The following is a 13,528-nucleotide window of genomic DNA, read 5'->3' as shown; positions in this document are numbered from 1 at the left end:
AAAACGCGAATAGATCCCTTTTGGCATCGGGTGTGCGAATCGGAAAAAGTCGGGTCGGGCGGTTCACGGTATGAGCACGATTCTGCCGAACACCTCGCCCGCCTCCATTTTCCGATGGGCGACAACGGCCTGCCCCAGCGGCAGTTCCTCGTGCACGACGGCTTGTAGCTCGCCCCGAGTGGCGGCAGCGAACAGGTCGGCGATCGCGGTGCGACGGTCGGCCATGGGTACGGTGTCGGCGCTGAATGTCGCGAACGACATCGACTTTCGGAAGTTCGAGACCATTTTCGTGCCGAAATCCGCCGGGGGCATACCGGCCATAGCGCCGACGACCACCATGCGACCGTTCGGCGCGAGTCGATCGAAGAATGCCGGCAGATCCGCGCCGGCGACGATATCAATGATGACGTCGTAGGTGGCGGGAGCGTTCTGATCCCCCACCCCGGCGCGGTCGAGCACATGCGTCGCGCCGAGTCGGCGCAGTCGAGTGCCACGCCCGGCCGATGAGGTCGTGACCGCGACCGTGCCGGCACCGGCGCGTGCCGCGAGTTGGACGGCCATAACGCCGATCCCGCCGGCCGCGCCACGCACCAGCACCGATTCGCCGGAAGCGAAGTGGGCGTGGCGTAAAGCGAAGTGGGCCACTATCGCGGAGCTGCCGAGCGTCACCGTGTCGGCGGCCGACAGAGTCGTGGGAAGAGGGACGAGCGTCTCGACCGGGGCGATAGCGCGCTCGGCGTAGCCACCGCTTTCGCCGGTGAACGCCCATACGCGCCGACCGACCCAGATGGGATCGACACCCTCGCCGACCTCGGCCACGGCGCCGGCGACCTCGTGACCCGGGATGAATCCGGGTGTTGCCCCGTAGGCGGCCGGCGCCCCACTTCGGGTCAGGGTGTCGACACCGCCGACGCCGATCGCCTCCGTCGTGATCACCACCTGGCCGGTGGCCGGGCGCGGGTCGGGAAGGTCGACCACCGTGAGAGTCTCGGGGCCGCCGAACGTCGGGAGCGTCACTGCTTTCATTGGTGTCTTTCCTGTTCTTTCCGCTCGAGATCGCCCGCCGCGCCGGCGTCGGCCCCGCTACCGTCTACCGCCACTTCCCGACCAAGGAAATGCTGGTCGCTGCGGCGTTCACCGACCAGATGTCGGCATGCCGGTCCATCGTGGAAGAAGGGCTCGCCGACCCGCACCCTTGGCCGGCCTCTGTCTCGTCGTCGAGAAGCTGTGCGAACTACAGGCCCGCGACCACGGGTTCACCGCGGCCTTCATGTCCGCCTTTCCCCATGCAATGGACTTCACCGCTGTTCGCACGGCCGCGCTGACCGGTGCCGCCGAACTGATCCGCCGCGCCAGGGAAACCGGCCGGCTACGCCCCGAAATCGTCCTGGACGATATCGTTCTCATGTTCATGGCGGGCAATGGCATCCATGCGAATACACCAACCGCCCGACTCGCGGCCTCCTGGCGTTTCGCCACCCTCATGATCCACGCGTTCCAGGTGGCACCGGTATCCGCGCCGCTGCCGCCGATACCGCGCCTGATGCCCCGGGGTGACCCGACCTGGATCGATGGACCGAACACGGGTGACCAGGAGCTTGCCCGAAGCCGGATGTCGCCGGGTTCGAGGGGCTCGGTGCTCGCTTCGCGCACCCCGTGGAGCGGCCGGGGACGGAGGTGGAGCAGGCGGTAATGTCGTGCGGTGTCGATGGCCGAATAGACTGGCGCACAAGGTCGTTGCAGGAGGCAAATTACGTGCTCGAACTCACCATGGCCGCCGTATCCCCAGAGGATGAAGAGACCACCGGCGGCATGTTCATGGCCGACGCGCCCAGTGAGCCGGGTGCCGTCTTGCGAGTGGGCCGCGATGATGCGGTGTGCCGGCTCGCGACGCCGGAGGACTGGTTGTTCGTCTCCCGGGTCCAGCTGGAGTTCCAGTGCGGTCCCGACGGTAACTGGCAGGTGACCTGGTTGCGCGGCTCGCAGCCCAAACCGGTTTCCGATGTGCGATTGACCGTGGGGCAGGCCGACCAACCGATCGGTTACGGTGCGACGGTATCGCTGCCGAGAGGTGCCGACGGCAAGATCGCTATCCACGACCGCAATACACCCCGCAGCGTGGACGTCGGCTTCTTCCACGAGGTCTGAGTCGGCGGCGGCGCGGGGCCCGATGCTCGCCGGACACGTCCTGAGCGGGTATCCGGATGATGCTCGGCTCGGCGGGCAGACTTGGCGCATGCTGCACGTGCGGATCATGTCGCCTGCCGAGTTGACCGACAGCGTTGTCGGGGTATTGGAGGCCGAGGACGCGGTGAGTGGGTTGGCGGTGCTGCGTGGTGCCGCACTACGGCCGGCCGGTGATCTCGTGGTGGCCGATGTGGCCCGGGAAGCGGCCAATGATCTGATCGAACGCTTGCGGGCGTTGGGGGTGCATCGGCGGGGGAGTATCCAGTTGGAGTCGGTGCCGATCTGGTTGTCCCGCGACGGTTTCGACGCGGAGGTGCGGACGCCCGGTTCCAGTGCCGATGCGGTGGTGTGGGCGGAGGTGACCCTGCGCGCCTACGAAGAGACCGAATTCAACTGGACCTACCTGACTTTCATGGTGCTGGCCACCCTATTGGCGAGTATCGCCATCGTGGTGGATTCCCAGATCCTGGTTATCGGTGCCATGGTGCTCGGACCGGAGTTCGGAGCCATCGCCGCGCTCGGTATCGCGCTGGTACGGCGCCGGTTGATGCTGTTCGGTCTGGCGGTGCGCACGCTGGTTCTGGGTTTTCTGGTGGCGATCGGGGTCACTTTCCTGATGGCATTGCTCGGCCGGGGGCTGGGTTGGATATCTGGCGAGATGGTAACGGGCCCGCGGCCGGAGACGGCATTCATCTACACCCCGGACAAGTGGTCTTTCATCGTGGCGCTCATTGCGGCGGCCGCGGGGGTGCTATCGATGACCTCGGCCAAATCGGGTGCGATGGTGGGCGTGTTCATCTCCGTCACCACGGTGCCCGCGGCGGGCAATATCGCCCTCGGTCTGGCGTTCGGTGTCGGTTCGACGGTCTGGGGCAGCGCCTTGCAGTTGGTGGTGAATCTGGCGGGTATGGCATTGGCCGGCTGGGTGACGTTGGCCCTGCAGGACGCGGTGTGGTCGCGGGTATCGCTGCATCGGGCCAAGGCCTACACCCATCCGCGGCGCATGCTCTGACACTCGAAGCGCCGAAACGACCGCGGCGGCGGACCGGTTCGGTCCGCCGCCGCGGAAGAGCGTGGCTCGATCGAGGAGCCGAGGGTCAGGCCACCGGGGTGGGTTCGGTCTTGTCGTCGAGTTCTTCGTCGCTTTCCCGCCGATTGCGCAGGATGCTGCTGATGAAGGCCGCTCCGATGAACGCGACCCCGATCAGGCCGGTGATGATCTCGTTGATGTGAACGCCGATCGACACGAGCAGGATCAGTGCCAGTGCGCCGATGGCCCAGTGGGCGCCGTGCTCGAGGTACACGTACTCGCTCAGGGTGCCCTTGCGGACCAGGTAGACGGTGATGGAACGGACGAACATGGCGCCGATCAAGCCCAGACCCAGGGCGATGAGGATCGGGTCGGAGGTGATGGCGAACGCGCCGATCACGCCGTCGAAGGAGAACGAGGCGTCCAGGACCTCCAGATAGAGGAACAGGAAGAAACCTGCTTTACCGGTGGCCACCGCCAGCCCGGACGGTCCGGTGGCGTGTTCGGCGTGCTCTTCGGCGTCGAACATCGAACCGAGTCCGTCGACGGCGATGTAGATGATGATGCCGAGCAGGCCGGCCAGCAGCACGGTGGAGCGGTTGTCGTCGGAGGCGAGGAATTCCGCGGCCAGCACCAGGCCGGCGCCGGAGACGACCACCGACAGCATATCGAGCTTGCCCGCCTTGGCCAGCGGCCGTTCCAACCAGCTCAGCCAGGTGATCTCACGCTCCTCGAAGATGAAGTTGAGGAACAGCATGGCCAGGAACATGCCGCCGAAGGCCGCGATCTGCGGGTGCGCGTCGGTGAGCAGTGTTTCGTAGCTGGGGCTGCCGTCGGGGAAGTGGGAGGCGTCACCCGGCGGGGGGTTCAGCGCCAGATCGAGGGCCTGCACCGGGTTCAGTCCGGCGGTGATCCACACGATCGCCAGCGGGAAGACCAACCGCATACCGAACACGGCGATCAGCACGCCGATGGTGAGGAATATCCGCTGCCAGAACTCGCTCATCCGCTGCAGGATGGTGGCGTTGATAACAGCGTTGTCGAACGATAGGGAGACTTCCAGCACGCCCAGGATCGCGCACAGCGCCAGGGCGGTCGGGCCGCCGTAGAGCAGCGCCACCACCAGGGAAGCGATCGTGACCGCCAACGATAAGCCGAATATGCGCAGGACCACGGGGACCCTTCCTAACGGCGGCCGGACGGTGTTCGCTGCCTGGCCGCATGAGCGAAGAACCTGGTCGACGGCAACGGCGACCGGGTCGGTGCCGGCATCGTCGCCGAACCGCCGAGCGTGCCCGCATCATGCCGGCACTTACGTCGGGGGTCCATAGCCGGACCCCCGACGCTTTACTCTTGCTTTACTCTACCGACGTCCCTCGTCAGACGTTGACGCCATAATCGCGGGCGATACCCGCCAGGCCGGAAGCGTACCCCTGGCCGATGGCGCGGAACTTCCATTCCGCACCGTGGCGGTACAACTCGCCGAAGACCATTGCGGTTTCGGTGGACGCGTCCTCGGTGAGGTCGTAGCGGGCGAGCTCCTCGCCGTTGGACCGGTCCACCACACGGATGTAGGCGTTACGGACCTGGCCGAACGACTGCTGCCGGGCGTCGGCATCGTAGATCGACACCGGGAAGAAGATGCTGTCGATGGTGGGCGGAGTGTTGGCCAGGTCCACGTTGATGACCTCGTCGTCGCCTTCGCCCTCACCGGTGCGGTTGTCGCCCGCGTGCTCGATGGTGCCCTCGGGTGACTTGAGGTTGTTGAAGAAGACGAAGTGCTGGTCCGACACCACCTTCTTGTCGGGCCCGGTGGCGATCGCGCTGGCGTCCAGATCGAAGTCCGTACCGGTGGTGGTGCGCACATCCCAGCCCAGGCCGACGGAGACGGCGGTGAGATTCGGCGCCGCCTTGGTCAGTGAGACGTTGCCGCCCTTGGACAAACTGACACCCATGCGGGATTCCCTTTCGTAGTCGTCTTGGTTCCCAGCATGTCCGAATCGCCGGGTACGAAATATGACAGTAGTAGGGATTCGGAGAACTTGCGAAGAATCCCGACGGTCCGTTCGGTCGGCGTGGTTGCCGCGGTGGTCAACCCGTCCGGCCGGTTTCTCCTACGATCGGGGCGTGGCAGGCCGCAGGCGTGGATGGTTTCGGGCGGGGGAAGACCCGTGGCTGGAACAGGCGCGCGGTGCGTTGGCAACGGCGTTCCTGGATATGGACCGACGCCAGTCCGCGGCCGAGGCGGCGGTGCACGCGGCCGAGCAGATCTTTCCCGACGAGGGACTTTCCCCGCATTGGGAATCCGTGCGAACTCGTTGCTACGCCGCCTCCGAGGCCTACGTGGGGCTGACCGGAGAGCTGGATCGGGCCGCAAGCACCGGGGCGCGGGTTCCGGACGGTCAGGTGCGCGTCGACGCGGTGGTTCGACAGCTGACCGAGGCATCGCGCGGAATCGACCAGTTCTATTACGGCAACCGGGCTCGACTCGACGAGGCCGTGGCGGTGCTCGGCGCCGTACCGGGTCTGGTGGAACAAGTGAAACGCGCGGCCGCGGCGGTGCGGCGGCAGGCGGCCGAATCCGAATACGCGGGCTACCCCTCGGTGAGTCGCGCCGCGGCTGCGGTGGATGAGGCGGTGATCACACTCGACGGCCTCGACCCGCACTCACCGGGTGCGCGGCGGGCCGCGGCGAATCACCTGGACGCCATGACCAAACAACTGGCGGAAGCGCTGGCGCAGGCCCCCTCTCGGGCTTCGGCGGCGCGTAACGCGGTGGCCTCGGCCGGCACCCGACTGGCCGCGGTGCGTACCCGCGCCGAACGGCTGGGCCCCGCCTACTCGGCGCTGTTGCGCGAGTTCAATGCTGCAAGTTCGGCCGATCTGACCAACAATGAGCGCGCAAGCGAGCGTCATATCACCGCCGCGGAGGAGGCCTTGACCGGAGCCCGGGTGGCGGAGGCCGAGAACAACCCGGAGCTATCCCTCGAATTGATCACGACCGCGCGCGGCCATCTGGCCGACGCCGAACGACTCGTCGACGCCGTCACCGAGCGGCTGACCCTGTTGCGGACCGTCCGCGAGAATCCGCGCGAACGGGCCGAGGCCGTACGGTTCCGGCTCCGGGACGCACAGATGCTGGCCGTCGACCGGGGTTTGGTCGACGAGTGGGGCTCGGTACTGGACGCCCAGGTACAACGGCTCGACCGAATCGCCGACTCGCTGACCGGACGGCACCCCGACTACTGGGCGTATGTGCGAGAACTGGACACTGTGGCGGAGTTCGTCGCCGGCGTGGTGGACCGAATGAGAAAGCAATCAGGACAACGATAAGGAATGACAGTTGGGGAGGGGATCCATGATCGTCGGAAGTGCCGTTCAGCAGGCGGTCTCCTTGTACAAGCCGTTGCCGCGCAGGCATTTTCGGCAGCTGAGCGGCCCGGATACGCGGATGCTTTTCCTTCGCCCGCCCGAACCGTTCGACGATGACGCCGACCGGGAGCTGCTGGCGGTCGGATTGGGCGCCACCCTTTACGTGCCCGCGACCAAGGCGGGCCTCGCCGCCACCATCACCCGGCGCGCCGAGGGCGGGGTGTGTTCGATGGTGATCGACCTGGAGGACGCCGTCGCCGACCACGAGGTGGAACTCGCCAAGGAGCGCGCGGTCGCCGCCCTGAACGAGTTGGCGAGCCGCGCGGACGCGAATCCGTTGCTGTTCGTTCGGGTGCGCGACGCCGATACGGTCGACGAGATCATCGAACGGCTCGACGACGGCCGGAAAGTTCTGACCGGCTTCGTGTTTCCCAAATTCGACAGTGTCTCGGCACCGAAGTATCTTGCCGCGTTGGAAGAGGCGGCGCGCCACTCGGGTCGTCCGCTGTACGGTATGCCGGTATTGGAGTCACCGGTGCTGGTGCACCGACAGACCCGTGATCGCGAGCTCACCCAGATCTCGGCGCTGCTGGCCGAACACCGGCAGCGAATACTCGCGGTGCGGATCGGCGCCACCGATATGTGCTCCACCTTCGGTATCCGCCGGGACCGTGACCTGACCATCTACGACGTGCGGGTGGTCGCCGATGTGATCGCCGATATCGTCAACTATCTGGGGCGGGCGGACGGGAGCGGTTTCGTCATCACCGGACCGGTGTGGGAATACTTCGCCGACCACGAGCGAATGTTTCGGCCGCTGCTGCGCACCGCGCCGTTCGAGGAATCCGATGCGGTGCCGTTCCGCCAGTACCTGGTGAGTCGGGATCTGGACGGGTTGTTGCGGGAGATCACGCTGGATCGCGCCAACGGCATCCTGGGAAAAACGGTGATCCATCCCTCGCATGTGGCGGCGGTGCACGCGCTGTCGGTGGTGACGCACGAGGAGTATTCGGACGCGCTGGACATCCTGCAGGGCGATGTCGGTGGTGTCGCGGCGTCCGGTTATCGGAACAAGATGAACGAAATGCGGCCGCATCGCAGCTGGGCTTGTCAAACCCTGTTGCGCGCGCGGGTTTTCGGTGTGGCGAACAAGGGAGTGTCGTTCGTGGATCTGTTGACGGCGTTGGTCACCGAATGAGCGGGGCGAGCATGACGACCACGGAGGTGCCCGAGTTCTGGGCCACCCGGGAGCTGGGAATCGAACTGGCCCACGAGTATTCGTACCGAGCGAGCGCCACACCGGATGCGCTCCCCGGGGAACCGACCGTGCCGGAGCTGATCCGGCCGGGACTGCGCAAGAACCCGCGCCGGGCCCATCTGCTGGTGTCGACGGTGCTGGGTAAACACCTGCCCACCGATCCCCGGGTGGTGCTCGACGCGGGCAACCGGCTCGGCGATCTGGTGCGCGGTGTGCTCGGTGAGCGCACCGCGGTGGTGCTGGGTTTCGCCGAAACCGCCACCGGTCTGGGGCATTGTGTGGCATCCCGGATCGATGCCTCCTGCTACCTGCATTCCACGCGTCGCCGGGTGCCCGAGGTGGTAACGTTCGCCGGCTTCGAGGAAGGACATTCCCACGCCACCTCGCACCTGCTGCAACCCGTGCCCGCCGAGGTCTTCGCCGGGGAATGCCCGCTGGTGCTGGTGGACGACGAAATATCTACCGGTGCCACGGCGCTCGACGCGATCCGCGCGCTGCACACGTTCACTCCGCGCACCCACTATGTCCTCGCGTCGCTGGTGGATATGCGGACCGAGACGGACCGGAAGCGTTTCGCGGCCGCCGCGGCCGAGCTGGGCGCTCGTATCGATACGGTGTGCCTGGCCTCCGGCCGGACGTATCTACCGGACGAGTTGCCGCGGACCGTGCAGGAATTGCCCGAGACCGAACTCAATCCGATCGGTGACCGGCGGGGTGCGTGCCGACGGGTGGAGCTGCCCTGGCCGACGGGAGTGCCCGAGGGCGGTAGGCATGGATTCCTGAGTTCGGACACGGTGGAATTCGAGCGGGCCGTGGATGTGGCCGCCCGGGTGCTGCGGGAGCGGCTGGAGGCCGACCATCCCGGTCGGCCGGTAATCGTCCTCGGACACGAGGAATTCATGTATCTACCACTGCGATTGGCGGTGTCGCTCACCGAATACGGTGTGCCGACCCGATATCAGACCACCACTCGGTCTCCGGCGTATGTCCTGGACGAACCCGGGTATCCGCTGCGGCGTGGTTTCCGGTTCGGCGCGGCCGAAGACGGTGAGCAGCAACCGCGTTACCTCTACAACGCGTGGTGGACTCCCGCCGGAACCACTGGGCGGCACAATGATCCGAACGAATCCCATTACGGCCTGGGGGTGGCGGACCGCGATATTCGACGGTCACAGGCCGGGGACGGCGAAGTGAATGCCGGGTCGATCACGGGAAACGGTGGCGGTGCAACGGTACTCGACGATATCGGTGCCGGGCCGGTGTTGGTCGTTGTGGTCGACGCCCCCGCCGACACCGAGCGGTTGACCGCCGACGGCGGATTGATCGATGTGTTGACCGCCGCGGGGGCGGATGTGTTGGTCGCCGTGGTGCCGGGTGCCGATCCACGTCGGCTGGCCGCGGTCCGGACCGGTGCCTCGGTAGCGGCGACAACCGATAATTCTTCCGGCGCCGAACAGATCGCGAACGGAGATCTACCGCATCCGCTGTACGGGCCCGAATTCGGTTCCTACGCACGCGATGATGTGGCATGGCTGCTGAAAGACCTGTCCGATGTGGATCTCGAAGCGGATACCGCTCAACGGGAGAAGCAGATTCAGGCGGGTCTGGCGCATTACGCGGAATCACTGCCCATCGAATATCAACCGGATGCCGCCTATCGGGCCTTGTTCGACCGAGTGCTCGCCGAGAGCGCGCGACGATTGGCTCTTGCCGTCGCAACGGTTTCGGAACTCGTTGTCGCCGAACGCGGTGCCGATATCGTGTTGGTGTCGTTGGCGCGAGCCGGGACTCCGGTCGGGATTCTCATGCGCCGCTGGTTGGCCACCGGATACGGCGCCCGGGGGGCACTCGATATCCCGCATTATTCGATATCCATCGTGCGGGATAGAGGAATCGATGCGGTTGCCCTGGATTATATTGCCCGCCATCATGATCCGACCTCTGCCGTATTCGTCGACGGTTGGACCGGTAAGGGTGCCATTACGAAAGAGCTCTCCCAGGCACTGGATTCGTATCATGCCGCAGGTGGCGCTCGTTTCGATGACGATCTCGCCGTACTCGCCGACCCTGGGCAATGCGTGCGCACCTACGGCACGCGCGATGATTTTCTCATTGCCTCGGCCTGTCTCAATTCGACGGTCTCCGGACTGGTTTCGCGCACCGTGTTGAATCGCAAACTCATCGGGCCCCGAGATTTCCACGGCGCGAAGTTTTATCGACACCTGGCCGCCGATGATGTCTCGCTCCGGTTGATCGAGATCGTATCGGCCGCATTCGGTGAGATACGCGATCAGGTCGCCGATCAGGTCGCCGTCATCCGTTCGAGTGACCGCACGCCGACCTGGGCCGGATGGGCCTCGGTGGAGCGAATACAGGCCGAATACGGTCTGCAGAGCGTCAATTTCGTGAAGCCGGGGGTCGGCGAGACGACACGTGTGCTGTTGCGCCGGGTGCCGTGGCGGGTATTGGTTCGGGAACCGGACGCACCCGAGCACGCGCATATCCGGTTACTGGCCCAGGCACGTGGTGTGCCGGTGGAAGTCGTTCCGGATCTGGCCTATTCGTGTATGGGTTTGATCAAGGAATTGCGGCCATGACCGGTTTCCCCACGCGGCTGCTCGTCGCCACCGACCTGGATCGCACAATGATCTACTCCCACAACGCGTTCGGGGCCGTCGCCGCGGCCGACACCGTATGCGTGGAATACCTGGATGGTGCGCCGCTGTCGTACATGACGACGACCGCCGCCGCCGGTTTGCGTGAATTGTCCGGTGCGGCAGCGGTTCTTCCCACCACCACGCGAACCATCGAGCAGTTCTCCCGTATCCGATTACCCGGCCGGCCCTGTCGGTACGCCGTCACCAGCAATGGCGGCAATATCCTCGTCGACGGGGTGGCGGACCGTGAGTGGCGAGCCGGGATCGATGACGCCGTTCGCGCGGGTGGCGCCACACTCGCCGAGATCACCGCGCAACTTCGTGCGCGTATCGGCGCGGACTGGGTGAGCAAATTCCGAATCGCCGACGATCTGTTCTGCTATCTGGTCGTCGTTCCGGAGGCGGTGCCGGCCGGTTTCCTGGCCGAATGGGACGACTGGTGTCGGGCCCGCGGCTGGTCGGCCTCCCAACAGGGTCGCAAGATCTACACGATGCCGTTGGCCGTGTGCAAGAGCCGGGCCGTGGCCGAGGTGCGCGACCGGTTGATCGCCGCCGGTGACCTGGATCCGCGGGCCGAGACCATCGCCGCCGGTGATGGTGCCCTGGACGCCGAAATGCTCGCCGCCGCCGACCGCGCGATCCGACCTCGCCACGGCGAACTCGAAGAACTCGGGTGGACCACTCCCGGGCTTGCGATCACCACGCACACCGGAATCCTGGCGGGGGCGGAGATGGTCGATTGGTTCCGTGCCGCGTCCGCCGCCGAACACGACGAGCGCGCCGCGTCCTGAGCTACGGTGCCCGTCGTCGAGGGGCGGGCGAGGTGGGATCAGTCCCGCTGCTGACCGACCAGTTGCTGCGCGATAACGCCCTGGAGCCGTTGCAGACCGGGAACGGTTATCCCACTACGCAGCTGCCCCTCGATGGTGCGGACGATCTCGGTGTCGTCGAGCACCTTCTCGCTGGACTGGATGAGCACCGTGCCCGCGCCGGTGAAGTCGAACTGCCGTTCCTCGCCGGAACCCACCCCGAAGGCAGCGGCCCCGGCGGCGAGGAAACCGCTGATCCAGTTCTGGTCGTAGTTGTGGCTGGGGGACGGGCAGTCGGCCCAGCCGACCAGGGCCTCCGGGTCCACCCGCAGTGGCGGTTCGGCGAAGATCACCGGACCATTGGACGAGGCGAGGAACTTGCCGGTGCCGATGAGGGTGAGGAAACCGGGGACGATCGACTGCTTCAGCGCCAGCGCGGGCTCGAAGGCCAGCAGGTTGGCGGCCCGCACGGTGAGATTGCCCTCGTCGAGATCGTAGGAGTTGATGTCGTAGCCGCGGTCACCGATGATCAGCTTGCCCTGGCCCTCGGCGACCATGTACTCGCCGGTGTACAGCGGCGCCGAGAACTGATTGGCCACCATGTGCATCAGTGAATCCTGCACCCCGTGGGTGAGCGGGTGGAAGCGCATTTGCCCGTAATAGGCGATCATGGCGCCTTTGCGCATGAACCACGGGGTGCCGTTCAGATCGATGCAGAAGGCGTAGCTGTTGCCGGGGATATTGTCGCTCTCGGTGAGCGTCATGGGGTTGAGGATCTGGCTCACAATTTCTCCTCGGAGGCCTGCACATAGACCACGCCCTGGCCGGTGCACTGCAACTGCATGGCTTCACCGGCGCCGCGTCCGACGGCGTCGCGCCAGCTCAGCGCCGATTTGAGTTCGGTCCGCACATTGCCGTAGGCGGCGATATAGGCCTGCGGGTCGACCACGACGGGGTTCGGTCCGCCCACCGGAAGTTCCAGGAAACCGCCGTGTGCGAGCAGGACCGCGCTGCCCTGTCCGGACAGTTGGGTGGTGAACATGCCCTGTCCGGTCAGCGCACCGGACGCGGCGCCGCGCAGCGCGCCCATCAGGCCGCCGCCCGCCCCACCGCCCGAGCTCATCACCGAGACGACCGAGGACTGCAAGGTGGCGGTATTGGCCAGCAATCGGGATGCCTCGACCTGCAGGACGGCGCCGGGTTGCAGGTGCACCACGTGCACCTCCAACCCGGCGAATCCGTAGTGCACTTCGCCGGTGCCCTGGGCGAGCATGGTGCGCTGATGTTCGCCCGCCATTATCCGGCCGGCCATCCGCACCAGCCCGCCTCCGCCCATCCCGTGCGCGCCGGGAATCTCGTGCGGGGCGAAGGTGACCGCGCCGGTGTAGAAGAGCATGGCGCCGCTGCGGGCGACCACACCGCCGGCCATCCCGACATTGACCTTGACGACCTTGGAGTTGACCTTCTCGAACATGACCTACCGTTCCGCCGGCTGGATCGATACCACGCCCTGACCCTCCCAGCGCAGGGAAAACGCCTCGCCCGAACCGCCTCCCGTCACGCTGCGCCAGGAGATATCGGTGACGAACGACTGGTTCAGATCGCCCCGCGCGGCGACGAACGCATCCGGATCGACCACCAGCGGATAGTGAGGAGAGACCTCCAGGTGGATCAGCGGGCCGCCCGCCGACAGCAACGCCACCTGGCCCTGTCCGCTCACCGTGGTGGTGAACAGGCCCTGCCCGGAGGACGCGCCCCGCAGGCCGGTGAACCGGACATCGGTGCGTAGATTTCCCGCGACCGCCAGCAGTTGCTGTGATTCGACCTGCAGGGTCTCGTTGTTCAGGTTCACCACACTGACATACTGGCCGTTGACCGCGAGAAATACCCGGCCGTTGCCGCCGCATTCCATCAGCGTCAGCTTCTCGCCAGTGGCTCGGCGTTTGAGGCCGGCCAGGACACCGTCCCCGCCGCCGAAGCCGGCGGACTTGAATTGCACGTTTCCCTCGTAGGCGACCATGGAGCCGGAGATCGCGCGGATACTGGTCCCCGCGAGATGGGCTTCGACCACCTTCTTCGACTGTTCGAACAGTTGCGCCATAAAAGAGTTCGCCCGTCCTGGATTCACCGGCTTCGTCGGGTTTCGGGCAGCGGGTGCTGCACCCTGTGCCGGTCACCCTAGTGGACACCGACCCCGCGAGCCGCCCCTGAGTCG

13 protein-coding genes and 1 pseudogene are annotated in these 13,528 nt (G+C 66.1%); 8 read left to right on the top strand and 6 right to left on the bottom strand.

Going from position 1 to position 13,528, the window contains the following annotated elements; genetic code table 11:
* Positions 1 to 63: 63 nt before the first annotated feature.
* Positions 64 to 1,026 carry a zinc-binding dehydrogenase gene (locus ON32_RS22915; RefSeq protein WP_040793045.1) on the bottom strand — a complete coding sequence of 321 codons (963 nt, stop codon included), beginning with the start codon at positions 1,024 to 1,026 and terminating at the stop codon, positions 64 to 66.
* Positions 1,027 to 1,028: 2 nt separating this feature from the next.
* On the opposite strand from ON32_RS22915, the pseudogene ON32_RS29700 reads away from it, so the two are divergent.
* From ON32_RS29700 to ON32_RS22900, 4 genes and pseudogenes are all read left to right on the top strand, one after another.
* Positions 1,029 to 1,097, top strand: a pseudogene (locus tag ON32_RS29700) (hypothetical protein); the annotation flags it as partial.
* A 56-nt stretch (positions 1,098 to 1,153) separates the two neighbouring features.
* Positions 1,154 to 1,693: a hypothetical protein gene (locus ON32_RS22910; protein ID WP_217998091.1), complete on the top strand. Its 540-nt coding sequence runs from the start codon at positions 1,154 to 1,156 to the stop codon at positions 1,691 to 1,693.
* A gap of 62 nt (positions 1,694 to 1,755) precedes the next feature.
* On the top strand, positions 1,756 to 2,148 hold the full coding sequence (locus ON32_RS22905; RefSeq protein ID WP_040793134.1) for a hypothetical protein: 393 nt from the start codon (positions 1,756 to 1,758) through the stop codon (positions 2,146 to 2,148).
* A gap of 88 nt (positions 2,149 to 2,236) precedes the next feature.
* The gene (locus tag ON32_RS22900) at positions 2,237 to 3,199 is read left to right on the top strand and encodes a DUF389 domain-containing protein (RefSeq protein WP_040793133.1); all 963 of its coding nucleotides are present in this window, start codon (positions 2,237 to 2,239) and stop codon (positions 3,197 to 3,199) included.
* A gap of 85 nt (positions 3,200 to 3,284) precedes the next feature.
* On the opposite strand, the gene ON32_RS22895 is transcribed toward ON32_RS22900, so the two are convergent.
* Positions 3,285 to 4,391: a DUF475 domain-containing protein gene (locus ON32_RS22895; protein ID WP_040793044.1), complete on the bottom strand. Its 1,107-nt coding sequence runs from the start codon at positions 4,389 to 4,391 to the stop codon at positions 3,285 to 3,287.
* Positions 4,392 to 4,596: 205 nt separating this feature from the next.
* Positions 4,597 to 5,172 (bottom strand): TerD family protein, encoded by a 576-nt coding sequence (locus ON32_RS22890; RefSeq protein ID WP_040793043.1) that lies wholly within the window; start codon positions 5,170 to 5,172, stop codon positions 4,597 to 4,599.
* 172 nt (positions 5,173 to 5,344) lie between these two features.
* Here ON32_RS22890 and ON32_RS22885 point away from each other — a divergent pair, with 172 nt between their 5' ends.
* From ON32_RS22885 to ON32_RS22870, 4 genes are read left to right on the top strand one after another with little or no spacing between them, the layout of a single operon-like run.
* Positions 5,345 to 6,550 (top strand): hypothetical protein, encoded by a 1,206-nt coding sequence (locus tag ON32_RS22885; RefSeq protein WP_040793132.1) that lies wholly within the window; start codon positions 5,345 to 5,347, stop codon positions 6,548 to 6,550.
* A 25-nt stretch (positions 6,551 to 6,575) separates the two neighbouring features.
* Positions 6,576 to 7,787, top strand: a complete 1,212-nt coding sequence (locus tag ON32_RS22880; protein ID WP_051133583.1) for an HpcH/HpaI aldolase/citrate lyase family protein — start codon at positions 6,576 to 6,578, stop codon at positions 7,785 to 7,787.
* Between the two features lie 11 nt (positions 7,788 to 7,798).
* Positions 7,799 to 10,444: a phosphoribosyltransferase gene (locus tag ON32_RS28185; protein WP_245551246.1), complete on the top strand. Its 2,646-nt coding sequence runs from the start codon at positions 7,799 to 7,801 to the stop codon at positions 10,442 to 10,444.
* Complete coding sequence (locus ON32_RS22870) at positions 10,441 to 11,295, top strand: haloacid dehalogenase (RefSeq protein ID WP_040793042.1); 855 nt, start codon at positions 10,441 to 10,443, stop codon at positions 11,293 to 11,295. The genes ON32_RS28185 and ON32_RS22870 overlap by 4 nt, the downstream gene beginning before the upstream one ends.
* 38 nt (positions 11,296 to 11,333) lie before the next feature.
* On the opposite strand, the gene ON32_RS22865 is transcribed toward ON32_RS22870, so the two are convergent.
* The 3 genes from ON32_RS22865 to ON32_RS22855 are packed head-to-tail and all read right to left on the bottom strand — an operon-like array spanning position 11,334 to position 13,414.
* Positions 11,334 to 12,098, bottom strand: a complete 765-nt coding sequence (locus ON32_RS22865; protein ID WP_040793041.1) for an AIM24 family protein — start codon at positions 12,096 to 12,098, stop codon at positions 11,334 to 11,336.
* Positions 12,095 to 12,787, bottom strand: a complete 693-nt coding sequence (locus tag ON32_RS22860; RefSeq protein WP_040793040.1) for an AIM24 family protein — start codon at positions 12,785 to 12,787, stop codon at positions 12,095 to 12,097. Before ON32_RS22860 ends, ON32_RS22865 begins: the two co-directional genes overlap by 4 nt.
* A gap of 3 nt (positions 12,788 to 12,790) precedes the next feature.
* Positions 12,791 to 13,414 carry an AIM24 family protein gene (locus ON32_RS22855; protein WP_040793039.1) on the bottom strand — a complete coding sequence of 208 codons (624 nt, stop codon included), beginning with the start codon at positions 13,412 to 13,414 and terminating at the stop codon, positions 12,791 to 12,793.
* Positions 13,415 to 13,528 lie beyond the last annotated feature (114 nt).

The organism is Nocardia paucivorans NBRC 100373 (genome assembly GCF_000308675.1).
GTDB lineage: Bacteria > Actinomycetota > Actinomycetes > Mycobacteriales > Mycobacteriaceae > Nocardia > Nocardia paucivorans.
Note: the sequence above shows the minus strand (reverse complement) of the source record. Positions and strands in the feature narration are given on the sequence as shown.